Genomic DNA, 23,513 nt, shown 5'->3' with positions numbered 1-23,513 from the left:
GTGCGCATCATCAGCGGTGGCAACCATAGACAGCCACCGCAACCGGGCGGCAGAGGTTTCTAGTCCCTCTGCTGACCATCACCAAAGACAAGGTATTTGAAGCTGGTCAGCTGTTCTGCGCCAACGGGGCCGCGGGCGTGCATTTTGCCCGTCGCGATTCCGATTTCGGCACCCATGCCGAATTCACCGCCGTCGGAAAACTGCGTCGAGGCATTGTGCATCACCACGGCGGAATCGACTGCCGCCATGAAGCGTCGCGCTGTCGCCTTGTCCTCGGCCACGATGGCATCCGTATGCCCCGATGAATGCCCCTGAACAAAGGCGATCCCCTCTGCCGCGTCATCGACAACCCTGACGGACATGATGTTGCTGAGGTATTCGGTGTGCCAGTCGTCATCACTTGCAGGGGTGATGTCAGGCAGGATGCGCCGTGCAGGATCATCGCCGCGCAGTTCGCAGTCCGGCATCGCGGCGGCCAGCTTGGGCAAAAAGGTGTCTGCGATGGCTGCATCGACGACCACGCATTCCGTGGCACCGCAAATGCCGGTGCGGCGCATCTTGGCGTTCCGGACAAGGCCGATCGCCTTTTCGAGGTCGGCACTTTCATGGACATAGGTGTGGTTGTTGCCGTCCAGATGCAGCAGGGTCGGCACGCGCGCCTCGCGCTGGACCAGCGACACAAGGCCACGGCCGCCGCGCGGAATGGCAAGATCGACAGTGTCGATGCTGTGCAGCAGCGCCTTGACCGCGGCACGGTCGCGCGTGTCGACCAGCTGCACGGCGTCCCGCGGCAGGCCTGCCGCCACCAGTCCGCGGGCCAGACAATCGACGATCACACGCGAGGAATGCAGGCTTTCCGATCCGCCGCGCAGGATCACGGCATTGCCCGACTTGATGCAAAGCGCACCGGCGTCGGACCCGACGTTGGGGCGCGATTCATAGATCATCGCGATCACGCCGATGGGCACGCTGACGCGGTCGATTTTCAGCCCGTTCGGGCGGTCAAAGGTGGCCAGCGTCCGGCCTAGCGGATCGTCCTGTGCTGCAATCGCGTCCAGTGCATCGGCCATTGCCGCGACGCGGTCGTCTGTCAGGGTCAGCCGGTCGACGAATGCCGCGTCCTTGTCGCTGCCTGCGATGCTGTCGAGGTCCTTGGCATTCGCGGCCAGAATATCGTCCGTCGCGGCGCGCAGGGCCGCTGCTGCCTCGGTCAAGGCGCGGTTGCGGTCTTGGGTGCTGGCCATTGCCAGGTCGCGCGCCGCTGCCTTGGCCCGGCGGCCAAGGTCATCGATGACGGCGGTGATGTTAGTGGTTTTCGGATCGGGGTGCATGGTGTTCATCTTGCATCCTTTCTGCGGTCATCTGACCGCTTCAAATTACTTGAGTTCGACGGCCCGCGCATAAGCGGATTGCAGTGTGTCCTGGAAAAGGGCGTCCAGCTGACCGTCACGCATGAGTGCAGACAGACCGGCCTGCGTGGTGCCGTTCTTGCTGGTGACAGAATTGCGCAGCGCCGCGAGCGTCTGGTCCGACTGGCGTGCGGCTTCGACCGTGCCGGAGAGCGTGTCAAGAACCAGCGTGCGGGCGGTGTCGTGGTCAAAGCCAAGTTCTTCGGCGGCGGCGACATAGCTGCGCAAGATCTCGAACACATAGCCCGGCCCGCTGCCGCTGACGGCGGTCAGACGGTCGATCCTGTCTTCGCTGTCGACGGGAATGCAGGTCCCGGTCTGGTCGATCAGCGCCACGATCTGGCGGGTCTGTTCGGCTGTGCACCGGGCGTTGGCATAGAGCCCCGACACGCCCATCCCGACCAGTGCCGCCATATTCGGCATGACGCGCACGATGGCCGCATCGCCCACAACGTTTTGTAGTGAGGCGACGCTGGTGCCCGCCGCGATGGACACGAAAGTGCCGTTCTCCCTCAGCGCATGCGCGTAATCCGGCAGAACGTCAGCGATGGCCTGCGGCTTGATCGCGATCATCACGACGTCAAAGGATTGTGACGGCAAATCTGTCGCTTTTGACACATGGCGCACGCCACCGGGCAGGTCGTCTGCGGCCGGATCTGCGACCGTAAAGCTGTGTTCACCCTGGCGCACCCACTGTCGCAGCATGGCGCCGCCCATCTTGCCGCAGCCGATCAAAAGTATGTTCATCTTCGTCTCCCTCATGCTTGCCTTCGGGCCGCGGTCCGCGGGCGCTGCAATGCAGCATCGCGGGCCTTGCAGCGCCGGGAAATCGGCGCTTGCCGCGCTGGTGGCGCTGGCCTGCCAACCCGCCGCCCCGCCCGGCAACCTGTTTGCGCTAGGGGGGCCAGTCCGTGTTACACGTCGGCGAATCATTGAGTTGGCAGTGCTACAGGGCTGCGTCACGCGACGCAAACCGATCGGTATTTTGCCAGTCAAAACAGGAAATTACCGGAGGCACCCATGCCGAAGAACAAGAAAATCGTCGTCAAGATCGGATCAAGCCTGCTGGCCAATGACGAAAACCTCACCCTGCGCTACGCGTTCATCAACGGCCTGCTCAGCGATCTGGCGCGCCTCAAGAAAGAGGGCCACGACGTCATTCTGACATCGTCAGGATCGGTGGCGCTGGGCCTCAACATGGTGGGCAAACGGCCCGAGGATGCGGGCATTCTGGACAAGCAGGCGGCCGCTGCATGTGGCCAGCCGCTGCTGATGAACGCCTACCGGCAGATCGCGTCAGAACATAACATGGACGTCGCGCAAATGCTGGTTTCGGTCGGCGACATGGAAGAACGTCGACGGTTTTTGAACATCAAGAACACGATGCTGCGGTTGTTCGAAAACGACATCCTGCCGATCATCAATGAAAACGATTCCGTGGCCACCCGTGACCTGCGCGTGGGCGACAACGACCGCCTGTCAGCCAAGGTGGCCCAGATGGTCGACGCCGATCTGCTGGTCATCCTGACCAGCGTGGACGGCCTGTATGACCGTAATCCGGCGGAACCCGGCGCGCAGTTCATCGCCGAGATCGACGATGTCAGCGAACATCTGGATTCAACGACCGCGATCAGCGCGCTGGGCAGTGGTGGTATGCTGACCAAGATGCAGGCGGCGAACATGGCCCAGAACGCAGGGGTTGAGACGATCATCGCCGAGGGGATCATCGAACGGCCGATTTCCTCTGTCCTGGCGAACGAGCGGCGTTTCACCCGCTGCCGTGTGACTGGCAAGGCGGCATCGCCGTTGATGGTCTGGCTCAGCAATCGGTTGCAGGTGTCGGGAACGCTGGTGGTGCCTGACAATGTCGCGGCGGCCGTGGTCGCGGGTGATTGCGGGGTGTCACGTCATGACATCCTGTCCATTCAGGGTGATTTCACCAAGGGTGACGTCCTGCACGTCTATGACGAAAGCGGGGCAGAGGTCGCGCGCGGGCTGACCAACTTTTCGTCCGAAGAGACGATGCTGATGGCCCGGCACAGCGACATGGCCGTCGAGGATCTGATTGGCTACAAGACGCAAAGTGACGTGATCGGGATCGAGAACCTGCTGGTTCTGGCCGAAAATCACCTGCCCTTGGACGCGCCGGCAGAGGACCCAAAGGTCGTGGTTCCAGCCTAGGGACGCGGCCTTCAAAAGGGGCAGACCCGGCTGGTCGGGTTGCCCCGGTTGATACGGAACTTGGCGGAGTTGGCGGCCGTCGCCTGCAGGGGCGTGCCGGTTGCGCGACTTACCGGTGTCCGACCCATCCGCGGTCATCGGTAAAGGCGCGCGCGTCGGAAATGCGGGTCGCGCCGTAGCCGTCCGGCAGGCTGTCCAGCGGTGTCAACGGTTGCAGCGACGCTGCGAACAGGATGTTGGCGCGGCCCGAGGCATAGACCTCGCCCTGTACGGCCTGAACCTGAGGGTAGATCTCCTTGAGGATCGCGTTGACACCGCGAGCAAGCGGACCGTCGGGCCGGTCCAGCAGGTTGACGTAAACCGGGCCATCGACGATGTCGCGCAGACGGGCGAATGCCTCGCGCGTGACCAGATGCGCGGGAACCGAACCGGACGAAAACGCATCCATCACCACCGCATCAAAGCGCTGATCGGTCTCGTTCAGGTAGATGCGCCCGTCGGCGTGAATGATGCCCAGCCGACCGTCGGCACCGTCTTGTGACGCGTCATATCCGGTCTGCGCGATCATGTCGGCGGCACGGGGCATGTGCCGTCGCACGACATCGGTGACCAATGGATCAATTTCGACGGCTGTCGCATGCGATTGCGGTCGCGTGGCAAGCAGTTTGGTCGGCAGGGTATAGCCACCGCCACCGACAAACAGCACGGATGCATCGGACCCCAGATCGCGGTCCATCCGATCCCAAAGCCATTGGGTGTAATCCAGCGCAAGCCCGACAGTGCCGTCCGACCCTTGGGCCGGCGTGCGTTGTTCGGCGGCTTGCATGGTGCCGTCGGACACCAGTTGAACCGCGTCACCGCGCTGGACGACGGTCAGGCAGGACAGGCCGGATTCGTACTGGCAGGCCGGGGAACCCGCCAGGCCGGCAAAACCTACGAAACCCGCAGCAGCGAGGGTGACACCCGTGTCGCCGGCAGCGCCGCCGCGCACCCACGGCAGGCAGAGCAGGGCGATCACACCGCAAGCGGCAAAGGTCGCCGTCGACCCAATAAGGGGCAAGGTGACGAAACCGGCGAGGATGGCACCGAAAATGGCCCCGACGGACCCCGCGGCCAGCACGAAACCCAGTGACGATCCCTCTCGGCCCGGCCGCGCTTCCATCGCAAGCTTGGCAAGCAGCGGAGAAGTCAGTGTGACCAGAACCGAGGCTGGAAAGAACACGATCAGCACGCTGAAAAACATGCCCCCCGTGCCGCGCGCACCCCAGGCATAGACCATCGAGAGCAGCGTCGGCGATGCCGCCATAAGCACGGCGGTCGCCACCAGCGCGCCGCGCACATTGCGCAAGGCGACGTCGCGCGGCCGTTCCGCCACGATCCCGCCAAGGGCGCTACCCAGCGAAAACCCACCCAGAACCGTCGCGATCACGGTTGTCCAGGTCAGCAGGGATGTGCCGAAATAGGGGGCCAGAACGCGGCCTGCCGCGATCTCGTAGGTCAGTCCCAGCGCGGACAGGACCAGGATGAGGGCGATAGTGACTGAAAAGCGGATGGCGGTCTCCTTGGCGATCTTTGGCGTGCGGACCGGCATGATCGCCCCGCACCACGTGCTGAACTAGCGGGCTTTGCCCGGAATTCACGGGCTGGCCTATCTGCTGCCGTGATTTCGTACCCTGAGTCGTCGGTCAGACGTCGCATCGGCATGCAGGGTCATTTCAGGACCTGCGGACAGACCGGCCCGACATTTCCCGACCCGCTACCAGTCATCTTCCTTGAGGCCTAGTTTTTTCAGCCGTGAATACAGTGTTGTGGGCTTGATCCCCAACAAGGCCGCGGCACCCTGTGCGCCCGACACCCGCCCGCCGGCCTCTTTCATGCAGGCGATGATGTTGGCCCGGCGCAGGTGTTCGACCTCTGCCTCGGTCAGCAAGGTGGATCTTGGCAGGGCACCGGGGGCGATCTGACTCTGGATTTCGATTTGCAGCTTGTCCGCCTGCGACACGATGGCACCGCGTTCGATCACATTTGCCAGTTCACGGACATTTCCGGGCCAGTGATAGTGTTGCAGCTTGCGCATGGCACCTTCGGTCACGACCGGCACCTTGCGGCCCAGTCTCTTGCAGACCAGCCGCAGCAGGTGCGCTGTCAGGATCGGTATGTCCTCTGGCCGGTCGCGCAGGGGCGGGCACAGGATGGGAAAGACCCCAAGGTGCAACAGCAGGTCCTGCCGCAGGCGGCCTGCCTGCACCTCGCGGTCCACATCGCGGTTGGTGGATGCGATGACGCGCAGGTCCAGACTGCGGGTGCGATCATCGCCCAGACGCACAACCTGCCGGTTCTGCAGGGCATCCAGCAGATGCCCTTGCAGTTCCACGGGGATGTCCGCGATTTCCTCGATGAACAATGTGCCGCCATGGGCCAGTTCCAGTTTGCCGGGGCGATCCTTGAGCGCGCCCTCAAAGGCCCCGCGCATCTGGCCGAACAATTCGCTTTCCACTTTTTCGGGCGTGATTGCCCCGGCCTTGAAATGGATCATGGGCCGCCGTTTGCGCGGGCTGGCCTTGTGAATGGCCGAGGCCACCAGCGATTTGCCCACGCCGCTTTCGCCGCGGATGAAGACTGTCGTGTCGGTCGGCGCCACGAGTTCGATCTGCGTGATGATCCGGCGAATGGCATCCGAACGCCCGATGATGTCGTGGTGCGCGCGTTCGATGCTGATCGCCTCTTGCAGGTAGGCGTTTTCCTCTTCCAGCTGGTCGCGCAGGGCCGCGACCTGTTCCATCGCGTCGCGCAGTTTGCGTTCGTTTTCCCAGCGTTCCGTGATGTCGCGAAAGATCACGACCGCCCCGACCAGCTGCGGGCCGTCATAAATCGGGGTCGAGACATATTCGACGCGGATCGGCTTGCCGTCCTTGCGCCAGAACACCTCGTCCTCGATACGGTTGACCTGTTCGAACCGGAACGACTGGTAGATCGGACATTCATGGGACGGATAGCGGTCGCCGTTCAGGTGGTGATGGTGGATTTTCGCATGGATGTCGTGACCCAGCAGGTCTTCGGTGGTCCACCCCAGCATTTCCTGGGCTGCGCGGTTCACGAATGTCGTCTTGCCATCGGCATTGACGCCGTAGATGCCTTCGCCTGCGGCATTCAGGATCAACTGGTTTTCACGTTCCAGATCGGCAAAGAAACTTTGGGCGCGCTGCCATTCCATCAGCCCGCCCTGGTAGAAATTTCCGGCGGCGACCTCTGCTGCATGTTGGTCTAGCGCGCCCAGATCCAGCGCATGCAACAACAGCATATCCCTGCCATCGTGGCGCAGGGCCCGCCCGGTCACCTCGCACAGCAGTGGATCACCGCCTGCGTTTTGCAGGGACACGCGGCGCGTCCATGCCGTTTGGCGGTGCTGAACCTCGGCGATAAAGACGACAAATGTATCCAGACCTGACGCGATGAAACGCGCGAAATGCGTCCCCACCAGCGCGGGGTCACCCAACAGCGCGACCGCTTCGGGGGTGGCGGCAAGGATACGGTCCTGTGCGAGGTCAATCACAAGCGTCGGGCCAAAGGCACCGGCCAGCAGGGAATCGTGTGGGCTGTCTGTGGTCTGCATCCGGTCATGCGAGGGACAAACGCGATCAAACGCAATACGATATTTCGTAATTTACGAAATATCGTAAGTATTCCCGCAGGTGAATTTCGTTAACACATTACGAATAAACTTAAAAATCAGTGCACCTAAATTTTGTGCGTTGCTTCAACTGGTCCGGTCCCGCTGTCACCATGAGGCAAATCACCAGCAGGAGCGCACAATGTCTATCAAGTCTCTGGGAAATCCATTTTCGTCGAAAACCGATCTTCGCCATGCTGCGGAATGCGGGTGCCACACCTGCAAGGCCGCCGTACCAGAGGTCGCGGACAGCATTGATCTGTCCACATCGGAGGGCATGCTGGAACGCGCGGTCGAAAGCGCGATCGTCCGGTCCGTTTTCGGGCAAAGCGACATCGGCCGCAGGTCGTTCATGGGGATGATGGGCGGCTCGACGATGGCGGCGGCACTGGCGTCCGTGTTTCCATTGAACGAAGCAAAGGCTGCAATCCTCGACAACCTCGGGCCGCCTGAAAAAACCGACCTGAACATCGGTTTCGTGCCGATCACCTGTGCGACCCCGATCATCATGGCGCAGCCACTGGGATTTTACGAACGCTACGGTCTGAATGCGCAGGTCATCAAGACCGCAGGCTGGGCCGTGGCGCGGGACAAATCGCTGAACGGCGAATACGACGCATCGCACATGCTGACGCCGATGCCGCTGGCCATGACGCTGGGCGCGGGGTCGGTGGCAGAACCCTACATCATGCCTGCGGTGGAAAACATCAACGGTCAGGCCATCGTGTTGTCGAACGAACATCTGGACAAGCGTGATCCGACCCAGTGGAAGGGTTTCACCTTTGGCGTGCCGTTCGAATATTCCATGCACAATTTCCTGCTGCGTTACTACGTGGCGGAATTCGGTCTGGACCCGGATGTGGACATCCAGATCCGCGTCGTGCCGCCGCCGGAAATGGTCGCCAACCTGCGGGCGGGCAATCTGGACGGCTATCTGTCGCCCGATCCGTTCAATCAGCGGGCCGTCTACGAAGGCATCGGTTTCATCCACCTCCTGACCAAGGAAATCTGGGAAGGTCATCCCTGCTGCGCCTTTGCGGCACCGCTGTCCTTTGCAACGGAACTGCCCAACACCTACGGGGCCCTGCTCAAATCGATTATCGATGCGACGCAATACGCGTCAAACCCCGAAAACCGCAAGGAAATCTCTGCCGCCATCGCGCCGACCAACTATCTCAATCAGCCGGTCACGGTGATCGAGCAGGTATTGACCGGAACCTACGCCGACGGCCTGGGCAATGTGCAGCGCGTGCCGGACCGCATCGATTTCGACCCGTTCCCATGGCATTCGATGGGGGTCTGGATCCTGACCCAGATGAAACGCTGGGGCTATATCGAAGGCGATGTCGATTACCGCGGCGTTGCAGAACAGGTCTACCTCGCTGCCGATTGCAAGAAGGTGATGGAAGACCTCGGGTATGAAGCCCCTGACGTCACCTACAAATCGCACATGATCATGGGCAAGACCTTTGATCCGGCCACGCCCGAGGCCTATGTCGACAGCTTTGCGATCAAGAAGGGTTAAGGGATGTATCAACTGTCCCTCAACCTACGCGCGGCCCTGCTGTCGGTCATCATGCTTGTCGTCGGCCTCCTGATCTGGGAGGCCGCCATCCCGGCCCAGCAGGCGGCGGGCGAACTGACCGAATATGAACTGCTGACAGGAGGCGGCGCGCCCAAGGCCGGTGTGCCGCCGCCCAGCCAGGTGATCGCCAAGGCCTGGGAACAACTCAGCGATCCGTTCTACGACGCAGGCCCCAACGACAAGGGGATCGGCATCCAGATCGGCTATTCGATCTACCGCGTTCTGACGGGATATTTCCTTGCCGCACTCATCGCCATTCCCTTTGGTTTCCTGATCGGGATGAGCCAGGTCGCCTACAAGGCCTTCAACCCGTTCATCCAGGTCCTGCGGCCGATTTCGCCGCTGGCATGGATGCCGCTTGCGCTGTTCATCATCGGCGACAGCGAAGCGTCGGCCATCTTTGTGATCTTTATCTGCTCGATCTGGCCCATGTTGATCAACACGGCCTTTGGCGTGGCAGCGGTGCGCGAGGACTGGATCAACGTGGCCCGCACGCATGAATTGGGCCCGTTCAGGACGGCATTCAGTGTCATCCTGCCTGCGGCTGCACCCACCATTGTGACCGGCATGCGGATCTCGATCGGTATCGCCTGGCTGGTCATCGTCGCAGCCGAGATGCTCGTGGGTGGCACCGGGATTGGCTACTACGTCTGGAACGAATGGAACAACCTCGACCTGACCTCGGTCGTGTTTTCCATCCTCATGATCGGTGTCGTGGGCATGTTGCTGGATGCCATGTTCGGCCTGCTGCAACGCCGTGTCACCTACGCCGAATAAAGGAAATCCCAATGAAGCCGTATCTGAGCATCGAACAGCTGACCCAACGATTTCCCGACGGATCGGGGGGGCAGCTGACTGTTTTCGAAAACGCCACCTTTGGTGTCGAAAAAGGAGAGTTCGTGGTGATCCTCGGCCATTCGGGCTGTGGCAAATCCACGATCATGAACATCCTCGCGGGACTGGCAGACCCGACCAGCGGCAGCGTCATCATGGACGGGCAAGAGGTCAAAGGACCCAGTCTGGACCGCGGTGTCGTGTTTCAGAACTATTCGCTGCTGCCTTGGTTGACGACGCTGAAAAACGTCACCTTTGGCGTCAGGGCGCGCCATCCGGACTGGACCAGGGCGCAGATCGACGAACACGCGACAAAATTTCTGGCGATGGTCGGTCTGGAAGGCGATGTGATTCACCGCAAACCCAGTCAGCTGTCGGGTGGGATGCGCCAACGGGTCTCCATCGCACGGGCCTTTGCCAATCACCCCAAGCTGTTGTTGCTGGACGAACCTTTTGGCGCGCTGGATGCGCTGACACGCGGGACGATCCAGGACGAGCTGCTCAAGATCTGGGGCCAGATGGAACAGACCGTGTTCATGATCACCCACGATATCGACGAGGCGATCCTGTTGGCCGACCGCATCCTGTTGATGACAAACGGACCCCATGCCCGCGTTGCGGAAAGCGTCGAAATCACGATCCCGCGTCCGCGTAACCGGACCGAAATTGTCGAACATCCGAACTATTACGCGATCCGCAACCATCTGGTGCAGTTTCTGGGCAAACGGTCCAAGGAACTGGCGGGCCAGCTTGCCACACCCGGACAGCCCAATGCCCCCGAAACCGTCCGGATCGACACCACCCAGACCAACGACGATCCCGCCGACACGCGGCCCGCCCTCAAGGCGGTCAACAGCTAACACCACAGGAGCAAAAGCATGAAAGACCTCCAAATGACCGAGATGATGACCAAGGAAGACGTCACAGCCATGATCCTGTCGGCCAAGAAACAGGCCGGCATGACCTGGGAAGGGATCGCGGAAAAAATCGGCATGTCACCGGTCTGGACCCATTCGGCTGCGATGGGCATGAATGCCTTTCCGCCGGAAAAGGCCAAGCTGATGGTCAGCGTCATGGGCCTGCCGCAAGAGGCAGAAAGCGTTCTGGCCGAAAGCCCCACGAAAATCTGGGAACAGGCGGTGCCGACCGATCCCTGCATCTATCGTTTCTATGAAATCGTGGGTGTTTATGGTCCCACGCTCAAGGCGCTGATTCAGGAAAAATTCGGTGACGGGATCATGTCGGCAATCGATTTCGACATGACAGTGACGCGCGTCGAAAATCCCAAGGGGGACCGGGTCAAGGTCGAGATGTCCGGCAAATACCTTGGCTATAACGCCTGGTGATGGGGCGATGACCCGCATGCCGGTGCCGCCCTTTTCCCGGGCTGACGCGATCCAAAAGGTGCGCATGGCCGAGGACGCGTGGAATTCCCGCGATCCTGAAAGGGTGGCACTGGCCTATACGCCGGATACGACGTGGCGCAACCGATCCGAATTTTTGCAGGGCCGTGATGCGGTGCGTGCCTTTCTGGTGCGGAAATGGTCGGTCGAAAGCGGCTACCGGTTGATCAAGGAGATCTGGGCGCACGGCGATGACCGGATCGCCGTGCGCTTTTGCTACGAATATCATGATGCGGACGGGCAATGGTTCCGGGCGCATGGCAATGAAAACTGGGAATTCAATGCAGGCGGCTACATGTCGGCCCGCCACGCATCCATCAATGATGTGGCGATCACGCAGGCGGACCGGCTGTTTCATTGGCCACAAGGACCAAGGCCGCCGGATCACGGCGGCCTGTCCGAACTGGGGCTATAGGCAGGTTGCAATGGGCCGGGGCAGGCTGTCCCGGCATCCCCACCGCGACCGACGCGGCGGGGGCTGGCCCCCTCAGGCGGATTGCATGTTCAGGGTCTGACCGTCGTGGGTCGCGGTGGTTGCGGCTTGCGCAAGGACTGCCGCCACGTCGGCGCGACTGGCCTCTGCCCGGGGATCGACGTCATCGCCCAGGATCACGTCGGCGCTGCGACCGTCATCGGTCAATGCGACCGGACGCAGAATGGCGTATGTCAGCCCCGATGCCTTGAGGTGTTCATCAGCGTCATGCTTGGCCTTGAGGTAGTGCGCCAGATCGCCCGTCGGGTCGGATTGGTCGGCACCGATGGAACTGAGCATGACAAAGCGGTCGACATTCGCAGCCTTTGCAAGATCAATCAGGCGCATCGCGCCGTCGCGGTCGACCTTGTCGGTCATGTCCGGGCCCGTCGCACCGCCCGATCCGGCGGCAAAGATAACGACATCCGCACCGTCGCAGACACCGGGTTGCAGGTCGGTCAGGTCGCCGTGGCGCAACGATGCGCCTTGGGGCAGGGACGATGTGTCGGAACTTTCGCGCACCAGCGCGATCACGTTGTGGCCCTGATCCAACAGGTTTTGCGTCAGTATCAGGCCGGTCTTGCCGGTGGCGCCGGCGATGAGAATGTTCAATGGCATGGGTTTGATCCTTGTGTCTGGATTATGCGGGCGGGGCCATGGGCCCTGCCGCGTCGACGGCTGCGATGTAGCCGGGTTGTTGTTGCAATGCGTCCCAATAGGCCGCGATCCGGGGATGGTTTTTCAGCAGGCCGACCCGGTCCAGCATGGCGATGATGTAGGAAAACTGGATATCGGCCAGCATCGCGCGATCACCGAACAGCAATGGCCCGTCACCCAGGGCCTGCGCGAGATAGGTGAGGTGACGGTCGATGGCGTCGCTTGCATCCTGCTGCACGGGATCGCCACGGAATGCGGGCATGATCCCGCCTGCTGCAACCTCTGCCAAAGAGGATTCCACGTAGTCAAGCAGTGCCGCGTGGCGCCAATAGTCCGCACTGTCGGGCGGCGGGCTGTGTGTGGTGTCGTCGAATTTGGCGGCGAGGTAGCGCAGGATCGTCGCAGATTCCGCGATGACCTCGCCTTCGTCCTCGATGACCGGTGACTTGCCCAGGGGGTGAACCCTGGACAGGCTGTCGGGCGCATGAAAATCCGCCGTCCGGTCATAATCGACCCGGTTGCACGGCTGGCCCAGATCGGCCAGCAGCCACAACACGCGCACAGCACGCGAATATTGCAGGGCGTGCAGCGTGATCATGGCAAGAAGATCGCCTTGATGTTGACGAACTCTTTCATCCCGAACCCGCCGTGTTCGCGCCCGTAGCCGGAATCCTTGACCCCGCCAAAGGGCATATTGGGATCAGCGGCACCAAAGGAATTGATCCGGACCATGCCCGTATCGAAATGGTCGCGTGCCAGCTTCAGCGCGCGGTCTTCGTCGCGGCTAAAGATACCTCCGCCCAGCCCGTAACGGCTGTCGTTGGCGATGCGCATCGCGTCCGCATCATCCTTGGCACGGATGATCGCGGCGACGGGGCCAAAGATTTCGTCGTCATAGGCAGGCATGCCGGGGGCCACATCGGCCAGCACAGTCGCGGGATAATAGGCACCCTTGCTGTCGGGCGGGTTGCCACCGCACAGGATCCTGGCACCTTTGGCGACACTGTCTTCGACCTGGGTCTTGACCGTGTCGAACTGTTCCTGACTGGACAGCGGGCCCAGCTGGCTGTCGTCATCGGTCGGATCACCCATCGTGATCCCCTCCATCTGGGCGACATAGGCCTGCACAAATTGATCATAGACCGCATCGGTCACGACGAACCGCTTGGCCGCGACACAGGTTTCGCCGTTGTTATACAGGCGTCCCATGACAGAATATTTCACCGCCGTCTCGATGTCGGCATCCTCGAGCACGAGGTAGGCGTCATTCGATCCCAGCTCCAGCACGGTTTTCTTCAGCGCCTTGGCCGCAACGGAACCGACGTGGCGACCTGCACCGTCACTGCCCGTCAGCGTGACGCCGCGCACAAGCGGGTTCTGGATCAGCGTGTCGCTGGTGTCGTGGTCGATCACGATGACCTGAAACAGATCTTCGGGCAGGCCTGCAGCGATGCACAATTCGCGCAGGCGCAAACCCGACCCTGTGCAGATTTCGGCATGTTTCAGGACGCAGGCATTGCCTGTCATCAGGTTGGCCGCCAGCACGCGCACGGGCTGGTACAGCGGGAAATTCCAGGGCTGAATCGAATAGATCACGCCGACGGGCTGATAGGTGACGACGCCGCGTGCGCCGTTGGTGCCGTGGGTGCGTTCCTCGTCCGCCAGCAGGTCCGGGCCGTGTTCGGCGGTATATTCAAAGATGGCAGCGCAGATCTCGACTTCGCGGTGCCCATCCTTGAGCAGTTTACCGGTTTCGCGGGTCATCAGGGCGGCCAGTTCGTCGGCGTTGTCGCGCAGTTCCTGCGCGATGGCGTTCAGATAGGGTGCGCGTTCTGCATGGGACAGGCTGCGCCAATCCAGAAATGCAGCATGGGCGGCCTCGATCTTGGCGGTGGCCTCTTGTTCGGACATCAGCGGGTAGGTCTTGATCGTCTCGCCGGTTGCGGGGTTGGTGGTGGTGATCGTGGACATGACGTCTCCTTGCGGTGTTCATGCGACCAACCGCCCGACAGCCGGATCAGTTCCGTCCGCCGCCGCGTCAGCGATCCAGCCTGAGCGCGCGGTCCAGCGACAGGGCACCCGGTCCGCGTGCAATCAGGACCAGAAAACAGACGGCCCACAGACCATGGGTGACCCATGCGCCGGGATAGACGAAAACCTGAATGACCAGCGTCATCACCAGCAGCGCCGCTGCTGACAGACGCGTCGCCAATCCCAATGCCAGCAGCAAGGCGAACAGGTGCTCGGCCACCGTTGCCAGTACCGCGGCCAGTGCAGCGGGGATCAGTGGCAAGGCGTATTCGTTCTCAAACAGCCACCATGTGCTGTCGGCAATGGCAAAGCCATCGACCTTGGTGCGGGCCGAGGCCCAGAAAACCCATGCGGGGATCAACCGTGCCAGCAGCGCAGGCACAGCCCAGGGCAGGCAACCGGCCAAGGCGTTGCCGGCCTGAATGGCCTTTCGGATGGGTCCGGTCGTGGGTGCGGTGGTGCGCGTGGCTGTGAGGTCAGTCATGGGGATCTCCCGTCAGGTTTGGGTCACTTGGATAATCAGGCCGTGTTGGATCAGCAGTCCGATCGCCACACTTGCGACCTGTGGCGGGACGTCGGCGCAGGCCGTTCCCAGCCGTTCACCCGCCAAAAGTCGTGTGACGATGCCTGCGGTATCCGCCGTGACGCCGACCACGGGGATATTTTCCCCCAGCCGGAACATCAGGGCCGCCTGCGGTTCAGGCGGCACGGGCCGGGGGGTCGCACCGGGCTGGTTCATGGCCCAGATCGCAACAACTGGGTGGTCCGACGTGATGACCCGCACCGAAGGGTGCAGCGTCAGGCCGCGTTCCTCTGGCCCTGCGGCAAGGGCGTCGCTGATGGATTGCGCGGTCATCGGCAGGGCGTCGGCGGCGTGATAGGCCTGTCCGCGCAGGACCTCGATCCGGGCGATATCGGGCAGATAGGGCAATGTCGCCGCTGGCGGGAAACCGGCCAGAAATTCGGGAAACGCCGTGCCATAGTCATGCAGGATGGCAGACTGGGGCGGGTTTTCGGCGACAAAGACACCGGCGGTCGCCCTGAAGAACGCATCCCCCACGAGCCGGAGCACGGTCGGGAACCGCTGGCACAACGCGTCCGTCAGCGAATGCGCGACCGTGTTGCGATAGACCGAAAACCGCCGTTCAACATCGCCCACCGCGGTGATGCCCGGCGGCACGGCCCCCGTTTTCAACCCGTTGCGAAATGCCGTCTGCGTTTCAAGATGCGCGTGCATGGCGCGCGCCTTTCAGAATTGCGTCCGCCCGGTCCGCCTCGTCCAGCAGCACCGACAGGGCAGGCACATCCGTATCCCATTCGATCAGCGTCGGCCGCGGCCCGATCCGCATGATCGTTTCGGTATAGAGGGTCCAGACAGGGTCCGCGACGGGTGATCCATGCGCGTCGATCAGCAAGGGACCAGAGGGCAGGTCCTCGGCGTCGTGTCCGCCCAGATGGATTTCGCCCACCGCATGCAGCGGGAAATCAGCCAGATAGGCACGCGGATCGGTGCGGTGATTGGTGCAGCTGACAAAGACATTGTTGATGTCCAGCAACAGCCCGCACCCGGTGCGGGCCGTGATCTGCGACAAAAAATCGGTCTCGGCCAGGGTCGAGGTCTCGAAGGTCACATAGGTAGAAGGGTTTTCCAGCAGCATCCGGCGGCCCAGCCTGTCCTGAACCTGATCGATATGGTCGCAGACGACATCCAGCGTCGCATCGTCATAGGGCAGGGGCAAAAGGTCATTCAAAAAATCCCCGCCGTGACTGGACCATGCCAGATGTTCGGAAAAACTGTCGGGCGCATAGCGGTCGCACAGGTGTTTCAGACGGTTCAGGTGGTCGCGGTTCAGCGGCTCTGCCCCGCCGATGGACAGGCCGACACCGTGCACGGACAGCGCATAGTCTTTACGCAGCGCGGTCAGCTGTGCATGGGTCGGGCCGCCATCGCCCATGTAGTTTTCGGCATGCACCTCGATGAAACCCAACTGGTTCGGCGTCTGGCGCAGGGCCTCGAAATGGGTGCGTTTGAAACCGATGCCTGTTGCCTCTGGCAGCTGTGTCACGACGAATTCCTCCGGGTCGGGTGCAGGTGGCAGGGCAGCGCGTGGCCGGGACCGCCGCGCGCTGCCCCCATGGGGTTATGCGGGCAGGTCGCGCTCCAGCGCCTCGAGCGAACCCATACGCTTTTCACCGTCAGCGGCGGCGTCGATGACCATGTCCTCGCAGGTGCCGGCAGGCACCAGCGCCCAGGCATTGCCCTGGTAGTCGATGGTCGAGGTGCCGGCGCAGGTCGTGCCGGGGCCAGCGGCGCAGCCGTTTTCACCGGCCAGCGAAATGCCAAAGCATTTTTCCATGTCCTGTGCGGATGCGCCGGTCACGGAAACGCAAGCGCCGATGAGGGCAAGGGCGAGGGTCGTTGTCTTGGTCGTCATCTGGTGTTCTCCCATCAATCTGTCGGCACCGTTGTGGCGTCCGATGCAGGGCAATTCGCAGCCGGACCCGGGGACGTTACAGCCCTCGCGTCGTCGTGACCGGATGAAACACTTGGGGTCGGCGCGGCCCGTGATCGAACACTGCGGACTTTTTCGCGGACATGGGTGTAACGTCTGCCCCATGACCGACGAACTGGATGATATGGGACGCACAAGAGAAGACCGCTGGGCCAGCTTGTTGCGCGACGCCAATGCAGGCGGTCGTGCGTCCTATGTTCAGTTTCTGAACGACATCGCCCCGGTTCTACGGGGCATCATCGCCGCACGCTGCGGCCGCCCCAAAGAGGATTGCGAGGACATTTTGCAAAACGTGCTGATCGCCATTCACGAAAAACGCCACACCTGGCGAGACGGCGAACCGGTCGGCCCCTGGGCCTATGCAATCGCACGCTACAAGACGGTGGACGCGATGCGGCTGTCGATGCGTCGTCCGACCGTATCGTATGACGGCAGCGAGCTGAATGTCGCAGATGAGGCCAGCCATGACCCCACGGCTGCGGCTGATCTGGATCGTCTGCTGGGCCAGCTTGACGCGACATCGGCCTTGATCGTGCGGCAGATCAGGCTGGAGGGTCGCACCGCCGAAGAGGTGGGCCGCACGTTGGGCATGACGCCCGGTGCGGTGCGGGTCGCATTGCACCGGGCCTTGGCAAAGCTGTCAGCCCTCGCGGTTGCCGACCAGACGGAACAATCCGGAAAGGCACGTGAATGAATACCGATGACCTGATCAAATCGCTGGGATCGGAACTGACACCGCTGCCACGCGGATATCTGACGCGGCAGATCGCGACGGGCCTTTTGGCGGGGCTGGTGGGCACATCTGTGCTGTTTTTTGCGTTCTGGGGCGTGCGGTCGGACCTGGTCGGGATCTTCGGCGACCTTGCGCTGTTTGCGAAAACGGTCCTTCCGTTGGTGCTGGCCTGTCTTGCGTTGTTCTGGCTGCATGCCACGGCGCGCCCGGCGGGGCGCAGCGGTGCGGCGCGGCTGATCTGGAGTATTCCGTTGGCACTGATCCTGCTGGTTGCCATGACGCTGGTCACGACACCGGGCGATGCCTGGCCCATGGCTTTGCGTGGCAAATCCATCGTGACCTGCCTGATATCGATCCCGGTTTTGTCTGTGCCGGTCCTCATCGGCCTGTTGGCGGCGCTACGGCGCGGTGCGCCGGAACACCCGGCACTGTGCGGTGCCGTTGCGGGGCTGGGTGCGGGTGCCACGGCGGCGGCGGTCTATTCGGTTTATTGCATCGAGAATTCCCCGCTGTTCTACGCCAGTTGGTACAGTCTTGCGGTGTTGGCCGTGGCAGGCTGCGGCGGCATTCTGGGGTATTTTTTCCTGCGGTGGTGATCTGATGTAATCCATAAAAGAACGGATGTTCTGAATATGGCGCGTCGTTGGAACAAGGTTTCTGCTGCTGCCAACAGCCTGAACGCACAGACCGGGCAACCGCGATCGCGTCGGTGTTCTGTTTTCTGCGGACACCTGTCGGGCAGCCCCGCGGCCTTGAAACCCTTGTTTTGCAGTGTATCTCGTGGGCTGAATTTTGTTGTCAGAGGACATGCCATGACACGCTTTACAGCTATTACACTTGCGGGGGCGCTGGCTCTGCCGCTGCCCGCATTCGCCCAGGTCAACGATTTCGGCCCGCTGCTGACACCGGCTGAATTTACCGAAGTGCAGTCAGAGGTCAGCCCGCTGGTGATCGACATCCGGTCGCCCGATGCCGACGGCAACAGCGTTCACGCAGCGGGGCATATCCCCGGCGCGGTCAGCGCACCCTACGCGTTGTTCCGTGGCAGCGCAGAGAGCCCCGGCGAGGTTGTGCCCGCGGAGCGCCTGCAAGAAGTGCTGCGCGACCTGGGCGTCACCCGCGACCGCCCCACGCTGATCGTGCATCAGGGCAGCGATGTGACCGACTTTGGCGCGGCGGCGCGTGTGTATTGGACGCTGAAATCCAGCGGCGTCAGCCAGTTGGCGATCCTGAACGGCGGCATGAACGCCTGGACCGAAGCCGGACTGTCGCTGGACGAGGGCGAAGTCACGCCAGAGCCGAGCATGATCGAGGTGTCCTACTCCGACGAATGGCTTGCGACCCGCGAAGAGGTGCTGTCCATCGTCAATGGCGAGGCAGAGGCGACCCTGGTTGACGCACGCCCCGAATCCTTTTGGGCAGGCGAGCAGGCGCATCCGGCTGCGGCCAAGCCAGGCACACTGCCGCAATCCGAATATTTCACCCATTCCAACTGGTTCAGCAACGGTCCCGTGATCGTCGATGCCGACGCGGCCCGCGCGTTGGCAAGCGAGGGGAACCTGGACGACGGCGCGCCGATCATCAGTTTCTGCAACACGGGCCATTGGGCGGCAACGAACTGGTTCGCGATGAGCGAGCTGGCCGGCCTGGAAAACGTAAAGCTTTACCCTGAATCGATGGTCGGCTGGTCGAACGCCGGCTACGAGATGGCAAATGTGCCGGGTCCGGTCCGTCGGATGTGGAACCAGATCAAGAGCGTGTTCTGATCCGATGACCAGCGCTGCTGCAATCGCGCCCGCCCGGTCATCGACCCTGACGCGCACGGGCCTCATCCTCGGCGCGCTGGTCGCGATCCTTGGGCTGTCTGCCACAGCGGGGGTCCGCTACGGGCTCTTGCTGGCGGTGGGCCTGGGGTTTGGCCTGATCCTCGAGGGGTTCCGGTTCGGTTTTGCAGGACCGTGGCGCGCCATGATCCTGCGGCGCGAACCCGCGGGCCTGATTGCGCAACTCCTGTCGATTGCGCTGGTCGCACTGGTGGCGATCCCGCTGATCGCCAATAACGGGACAGAACTGATCGGCGCGCATGCCCCGGTGGGCTATGCCATGATCGGCGGCGCCTTTGTGTTCGGGGCCTGCATGCAGATCGTGCTGGGCTGCGGGTCCGGCACATTGGTCAACGCGGGCAGCGGCAACCCGGTCAGCGCGCTGGCGCTGCCGTTCTTTGCCATCGGGTCCTTTGCCGGGGCCTACCACCTGCTGTGGTGGACCAATCTGGGCACCGCCCCCGTGGTCGTGTTGTCCGGCACGTCAGGTCTGGTGCTGACGCTGGCGGGGCTGGCGGCGGTCGCAGGACTGGCGCTGTATCTCGCGGCACCGGGTGCCCGCAGCCTGCCGCGCAGGTTGTGGATCGCGGCGGGTTTGCTGGCGGTGCTGGCACTGGCGAACCTCGTGGTTGCCGGTCAGCCCTGGGGCGTCGTGTATGGTCTGGGGCTGTGGGCGGCCAAGGGGGTCACAGCATTGGGCATGGATATTTCGGGGTCTGCGTTCTGGACGCTGCCCACGAACCAGGCGCGGATCGCAGAAAGCCTGCTGACAGATGTCACGTCACTGACGAATATCGGCATCATCGGCGGCGCGTTCATCATCGCCGCATGGCGGTCGGGACTGTCCGCGCGCCTGCCGCAGCTGCCGCTGCGGGCCTGGATCGGCACGATCATTGCCGGGTTCCTGCTGGGTTATTCGTCGCGCCTTGCCTTTGGTTGCAACGTCGGCGCGTTCTTTTCGGGAATTTCGACGGGCAGCCTGCACGGCTGGGTCTGGTTCGTGGCAGCCTTTGCCGGGGCATTCCAGGGAATCCGCATCCGCAAGGCATTGGGATTGGACGGGTGATGATGACACGCAGACTGACAGTGGTGACCGTCTTTGCGCTTTTGCTTGGGCTGCTGGGTGTGGACCTTGCCAACAGCGCGCCGCTTGATCCGTTTCAGGCCCCCCCTGCGCTGGCGTTAGGATCCGGGCTGGCCGGGGCAGGCGCGCATTGCGCCGCACTGCCGACAGCGGACTAGCAGCACAGGTCCCGGCAAGGTGACTTGCCCGGCGGGCGGTGTCGTGGCAGGTAGTCACGACCCGAGGAACGACCTGTCATGATGTCCATTTCCGCATGCGATGCCATTCTCGCGCCAGCCGTCAGGGGCGCACGATGACGCTCGTGGATTGGACAGCTCGGTTTCAGGGCACCGCAGCCCTGCCGCGTGACGTGCGTGACAGGCTGCAACGCAGTGCCCAGACCGTCCGCTATGCCGCCGGTAAATCCGTTTTCGGTCCCAGCAATATTCCCGACAGCCTGATGTTTCTCGTGGATGGCACGATCCGCGTCTCGCAAACCTCTGAAAATGGCCGCGACATTGTGCTTTACCGGGTCGAAGCCGGCGAAAGCTGCGTTCTGACCACCGCCTGCATGCTGGCAGAAGAGGCCTATAACGCCGAAGGCATCGCCGAGACGGACGTGACGGCGATCATTCTGCCGCGCACATCGTTCGATCAGCTGGTGTCAGAGGAACCCGCGTTCCGGTCATTCGTCTTTGCCGCCTATTCGCGTCGCCTGATTGATCTGCTGCGCGTCGTCGACGACGTGGCCTTTGGCCGGATCGACGTGCGGTTGGCGGAACGGCTCTTGGGCCTTGCGCGCGACGATCAGGACATCGCCACCACCCATCAGCAGTTGGCCAGCGAGTTGGGCACCGCGCGCGAGGTCGTGTCGCGTGTGTTGCAGGATTTTGCCAAGCGGGGATTGATCAGTCAGACCCGCGGCCACGTCACGCTGACAGACCGTGCGGGCCTGCGCGCCATCGCGCAAAGCTGACGCTGGCACCCCGCGCGGAACAACCTTTTCGGTTTGGGTGACAATATCACTGAAGGATTGCCGCCGCAGGCGTAGTGAAGTCACAGACCTGATTCTGTGGAGACATCACATGACGACCAATGTTGGCAAACTGGACCGGACCCTGCGCGCGGCGCTGGGCGTGGTTTTGCTGTTCCTCGCGTTTTTCAGCGGCCTGGCGTTGTTTGACGCGGTCCTGTTCAAATACGGCGCAGCGCTGATCGGCCTGATCATGCTGGCGACCGCCACCCTGAAAATGTGCCCGCTCTATTCGCTGCTGGGCCTCAAGACCTGCAAGGACTGCTGAGATGGAAACGGCGTTCACACCATTTACATCCTTCGGCGGCGGCCTTGCCATCGGTCTTGGCGCTGTGCTGCTAATGCTGGGCCTGGGGCGCATCTTTGGTGCGACCGGTATTATGTCGGGTGCGGTTTTCATCACCAGCCGGGCGGAACTGTCGTGGCGGCTGGCGTTGATCGCTGGCATGGTTCTGGCCCCGGTCACCCTCTTTTTCGTGACAGGTCAGATGCCTGTCGTGAACGTGCCCGTCAGCCCCGTGATGATCGTGATCGGCGGCGTGATCGTCGGTCTGGGCGCAAGTCTGGGGTCGGGTTGCACATCCGGTCACGGGGTCTGCGGCCTGTCGCGGCTGTCGGTCCGGTCGCTGGTAGCGGTGCCGACCTTCATGGTGACCGCCGCGATCACCGTTTTCATCATCCGTCACGTGTTTGGAGCCTGAGTCATGAAACTATTCTATGCGTTGATCACCGGGCTGGTCTTTGGCATCGGCATTTCCCTCTCCGGGATGATGGACCCGGCCAAGGTCCTGAATTTCTTTGATCTGGCTGGCACCTGGGACCCCAGCCTTGCCTTTGTCATGGGCGGCGCGCTGATCGTGACATTCGTGGGGTACCGGCTGGTCTGGCGGCGGGACGCCCCGTTGTTCGAGGCCCGTTTCCAGATCCCGACGGGCACTGCGATCGACAAGAACCTTGTTGGCGGTTCGGCCCTGTTCGGCATTGGCTGGGGCATCGCCGGGTTCTGTCCCGGTGCTGCGATCCCCGCGCTGGGCACAGGCCGGTGGGAAGTCGCGTTGTTCCTCATCGCCGTGACGGCCGGTTTCTACCTGCGCCGCCTGTTGGCCCCGATGCAAACCGCAGGGGCCGCGACCTGACGCCCAGGCCGCGACCCGAGAACGACCTGCTGCCGACTGCGCAAGTCAGGACCAAAATGGAGAAGAAGATGACACAATATCCCGTCAACATGGACATCACCCCGGTCGTCGAGGCTTTCTTTGATCCCGCGACAAACACCATCAGCTATATCGTCAAGGATCCGACCTCGGATGCCTGTGCGATCATCGATAGCGTGATGGATATCGACTATGCCGCCGGCCGCATCACCTACGATCATGCTGACGCCATGATCGCACGGGTGCAGCAGATGGGTTGCCGTCTGGAATGGATCATCGAAACCCATGTGCATGCCGACCACCTGTCGGCCGCGCCCTACATTCAGGAACGCCTGGGCGGCAAGATCGGCATCGGATCGAAAATCATGGTCGTGCAGGATACCTTTGGCAAGGTGTTCAACGAAGGCACCGCATTCCAGCGCGATGGCAGCCAGTTCGACGCCCTGTTCGAGGATGGCGATACCTACCAGATTGGCAACATGCAGGGCTTTGCCATCTATACGCCCGGCCATACACCCGCCTGCATGGTCCATGTTATCGGCAATGCGGCCTTTGTCGGGGATACGTTGTTCATGCCCGACGGCGGATCTGCCCGCTGTGACTTCCCCGGCGGCAGTGCAGAGGACCTGTATGACAGCATCATGAAGGTGCTGGCCCTGCCTGACGCCATGCGCCTGTTCATGTGCCACGACTACGGTCCCAACGGGCGCGACATCCAGTGGGAAACGACCGTGGGCGAGGAAAAGGAACACAACATTCACGTCGGGCGTGGCCGGACCAAGGCGGATTTCATCACATTCCGCACGGAACGCGATGCCCAGCTCGACATGCCGCGGCTGATCATCCCGTCGTTGCAGGTGAACATGCGCGCAGGTGCGGTCCCGACCGACAGCGACGGCAACCCCATGCTCAAGGTGCCGATCAACGGCCTTTGACCCATCCGATCTACAAG

At 62.3% G+C, this 23,513-nt stretch carries 27 protein-coding genes; 16 read left to right on the top strand and 11 right to left on the bottom strand.

Features of this window, described 5'->3' with window-relative positions:
• Positions 1-59: 59 nt before the first annotated feature.
• Both AN189_RS08385 and AN189_RS08380 read right to left on the bottom strand, forming a co-directional pair.
• Positions 60-1,340 (bottom strand): glutamate-5-semialdehyde dehydrogenase, encoded by a 1,281-nt coding sequence (locus AN189_RS08385; protein WP_083484320.1) that lies wholly within the window; start codon positions 1,338-1,340, stop codon positions 60-62.
• Positions 1,341-1,376: 36 nt separating this feature from the next.
• Positions 1,377-2,156 carry a pyrroline-5-carboxylate reductase gene (locus AN189_RS08380; RefSeq protein WP_056034285.1) on the bottom strand — a complete coding sequence of 260 codons (780 nt, stop codon included), beginning with the start codon at positions 2,154-2,156 and terminating at the stop codon, positions 1,377-1,379.
• 273 nt (positions 2,157-2,429) lie between these two features.
• On the opposite strand from AN189_RS08380, the gene proB reads away from it, so the two are divergent.
• Positions 2,430-3,590 (top strand): glutamate 5-kinase, encoded by a 1,161-nt coding sequence (gene proB / locus AN189_RS08375; protein ID WP_056033925.1) that lies wholly within the window; start codon positions 2,430-2,432, stop codon positions 3,588-3,590.
• 109 nt (positions 3,591-3,699) lie between these two features.
• Here the strand turns inward: proB and AN189_RS08370 are convergent, their stop codons facing one another.
• Positions 3,700-5,181 (bottom strand): fused MFS/spermidine synthase, encoded by a 1,482-nt coding sequence (locus AN189_RS08370; RefSeq protein WP_157057428.1) that lies wholly within the window; start codon positions 5,179-5,181, stop codon positions 3,700-3,702.
• Between the two features lie 165 nt (positions 5,182-5,346).
• The gene (locus AN189_RS08365; RefSeq protein ID WP_056033923.1) at positions 5,347-7,203 is read right to left on the bottom strand and encodes a sigma-54-dependent Fis family transcriptional regulator; all 1,857 of its coding nucleotides are present in this window, start codon (positions 7,201-7,203) and stop codon (positions 5,347-5,349) included.
• A gap of 199 nt (positions 7,204-7,402) precedes the next feature.
• Here AN189_RS08365 and AN189_RS08360 point away from each other — a divergent pair, with 199 nt between their 5' ends.
• The 5 genes from AN189_RS08360 to AN189_RS08340 are packed head-to-tail and all read left to right on the top strand — an operon-like array spanning position 7,403 to position 11,497.
• A complete protein-coding gene (locus AN189_RS08360; protein WP_056033921.1) occupies positions 7,403-8,785 on the top strand; it encodes a CmpA/NrtA family ABC transporter substrate-binding protein in 1,383 nt (460 codons plus the stop codon).
• A 3-nt stretch (positions 8,786-8,788) separates the two neighbouring features.
• Complete coding sequence (gene ntrB / locus AN189_RS08355; RefSeq protein ID WP_056033919.1) at positions 8,789-9,622, top strand: nitrate ABC transporter permease; 834 nt, start codon at positions 8,789-8,791, stop codon at positions 9,620-9,622.
• An 11-nt stretch (positions 9,623-9,633) separates the two neighbouring features.
• A complete protein-coding gene (locus tag AN189_RS08350; RefSeq protein ID WP_056033916.1) occupies positions 9,634-10,539 on the top strand; it encodes an ABC transporter ATP-binding protein in 906 nt (301 codons plus the stop codon).
• Between the two features lie 18 nt (positions 10,540-10,557).
• On the top strand, positions 10,558-11,025 hold the full coding sequence (gene cynS / locus AN189_RS08345) for a cyanase (RefSeq protein WP_253279580.1): 468 nt from the start codon (positions 10,558-10,560) through the stop codon (positions 11,023-11,025).
• 7 nt (positions 11,026-11,032) lie between these two features.
• On the top strand, positions 11,033-11,497 hold the full coding sequence (locus AN189_RS08340; protein WP_056033915.1) for a nuclear transport factor 2 family protein: 465 nt from the start codon (positions 11,033-11,035) through the stop codon (positions 11,495-11,497).
• A gap of 72 nt (positions 11,498-11,569) precedes the next feature.
• On the opposite strand, the gene AN189_RS08335 is transcribed toward AN189_RS08340, so the two are convergent.
• From AN189_RS08335 to AN189_RS08305, 7 genes are all read right to left on the bottom strand, one after another.
• On the bottom strand, positions 11,570-12,172 hold the full coding sequence (locus AN189_RS08335) for an SDR family oxidoreductase (RefSeq protein WP_216597734.1): 603 nt from the start codon (positions 12,170-12,172) through the stop codon (positions 11,570-11,572).
• A gap of 22 nt (positions 12,173-12,194) precedes the next feature.
• Entirely contained in the window at positions 12,195-12,809 is a 615-nt protein-coding gene (locus tag AN189_RS08330; RefSeq protein WP_056033912.1) for a glutathione S-transferase family protein, read from the bottom strand.
• Complete coding sequence (locus AN189_RS08325) at positions 12,806-14,182, bottom strand: NAD-dependent succinate-semialdehyde dehydrogenase (RefSeq protein WP_056033909.1); 1,377 nt, start codon at positions 14,180-14,182, stop codon at positions 12,806-12,808. The genes AN189_RS08330 and AN189_RS08325 overlap by 4 nt, the downstream gene beginning before the upstream one ends.
• Before the next feature lie 67 nt (positions 14,183-14,249).
• The gene (locus AN189_RS08320) at positions 14,250-14,726 is read right to left on the bottom strand and encodes a DoxX family membrane protein (RefSeq protein ID WP_056033908.1); all 477 of its coding nucleotides are present in this window, start codon (positions 14,724-14,726) and stop codon (positions 14,250-14,252) included.
• A gap of 12 nt (positions 14,727-14,738) precedes the next feature.
• Positions 14,739-15,479: a DUF2063 domain-containing protein gene (locus AN189_RS08315; protein ID WP_056033906.1), complete on the bottom strand. Its 741-nt coding sequence runs from the start codon at positions 15,477-15,479 to the stop codon at positions 14,739-14,741.
• Positions 15,463-16,308, bottom strand: a complete 846-nt coding sequence (locus AN189_RS08310) for a DUF692 domain-containing protein (protein WP_056033905.1) — start codon at positions 16,306-16,308, stop codon at positions 15,463-15,465. Before AN189_RS08310 ends, AN189_RS08315 begins: the two co-directional genes overlap by 17 nt.
• Positions 16,309-16,383: 75 nt before the next feature.
• Complete coding sequence (locus AN189_RS08305) at positions 16,384-16,677, bottom strand: DUF2282 domain-containing protein (RefSeq protein WP_056033902.1); 294 nt, start codon at positions 16,675-16,677, stop codon at positions 16,384-16,386.
• Between the two features lie 181 nt (positions 16,678-16,858).
• On the opposite strand from AN189_RS08305, the gene AN189_RS08300 reads away from it, so the two are divergent.
• The 10 genes from AN189_RS08300 to AN189_RS08260 all read left to right on the top strand — a co-directional run bounded on the left by AN189_RS08300 (position 16,859) and on the right by AN189_RS08260 (position 23,496).
• A complete protein-coding gene (locus tag AN189_RS08300; RefSeq protein WP_253279579.1) occupies positions 16,859-17,449 on the top strand; it encodes a sigma-70 family RNA polymerase sigma factor in 591 nt (196 codons plus the stop codon).
• Positions 17,446-18,084: an NrsF family protein gene (locus tag AN189_RS08295; protein ID WP_056033901.1), complete on the top strand. Its 639-nt coding sequence runs from the start codon at positions 17,446-17,448 to the stop codon at positions 18,082-18,084. The genes AN189_RS08300 and AN189_RS08295 overlap by 4 nt, the downstream gene beginning before the upstream one ends.
• 216 nt (positions 18,085-18,300) lie before the next feature.
• The gene (locus AN189_RS08290) at positions 18,301-19,254 is read left to right on the top strand and encodes a sulfurtransferase (RefSeq protein WP_056033898.1); all 954 of its coding nucleotides are present in this window, start codon (positions 18,301-18,303) and stop codon (positions 19,252-19,254) included.
• 4 nt (positions 19,255-19,258) lie between these two features.
• Positions 19,259-20,377 carry a YeeE/YedE thiosulfate transporter family protein gene (locus AN189_RS08285; protein ID WP_056033895.1) on the top strand — a complete coding sequence of 373 codons (1,119 nt, stop codon included), beginning with the start codon at positions 19,259-19,261 and terminating at the stop codon, positions 20,375-20,377.
• Positions 20,377-20,553: a hypothetical protein gene (locus tag AN189_RS19135; RefSeq protein WP_157057427.1), complete on the top strand. Its 177-nt coding sequence runs from the start codon at positions 20,377-20,379 to the stop codon at positions 20,551-20,553. The genes AN189_RS08285 and AN189_RS19135 overlap by 1 nt, the downstream gene beginning before the upstream one ends.
• 134 nt (positions 20,554-20,687) lie before the next feature.
• Positions 20,688-21,350 (top strand): Crp/Fnr family transcriptional regulator, encoded by a 663-nt coding sequence (locus tag AN189_RS08280; protein ID WP_056033892.1) that lies wholly within the window; start codon positions 20,688-20,690, stop codon positions 21,348-21,350.
• A 109-nt stretch (positions 21,351-21,459) separates the two neighbouring features.
• Positions 21,460-21,675, top strand: a complete 216-nt coding sequence (locus tag AN189_RS08275) for a DUF2892 domain-containing protein (RefSeq protein WP_056033889.1) — start codon at positions 21,460-21,462, stop codon at positions 21,673-21,675.
• Position 21,676: 1 nt separating this feature from the next.
• The gene (locus AN189_RS08270; RefSeq protein WP_056033886.1) at positions 21,677-22,108 is read left to right on the top strand and encodes a YeeE/YedE family protein; all 432 of its coding nucleotides are present in this window, start codon (positions 21,677-21,679) and stop codon (positions 22,106-22,108) included.
• Positions 22,109-22,111: 3 nt separating this feature from the next.
• Entirely contained in the window at positions 22,112-22,543 is a 432-nt protein-coding gene (locus AN189_RS08265) for a DUF6691 family protein (protein WP_056033884.1), read from the top strand.
• Positions 22,544-22,611: 68 nt separating this feature from the next.
• On the top strand, positions 22,612-23,496 hold the full coding sequence (locus AN189_RS08260) for an MBL fold metallo-hydrolase (protein ID WP_056034268.1): 885 nt from the start codon (positions 22,612-22,614) through the stop codon (positions 23,494-23,496).
• Positions 23,497-23,513 lie beyond the last annotated feature (17 nt).

The organism is Loktanella sp. 3ANDIMAR09 (assembly GCF_001420005.1).
Lineage (GTDB): Bacteria > Pseudomonadota > Alphaproteobacteria > Rhodobacterales > Rhodobacteraceae > Loktanella.
Note: the sequence above shows the minus strand (reverse complement) of the source record. Positions and strands in the feature narration are given on the sequence as shown.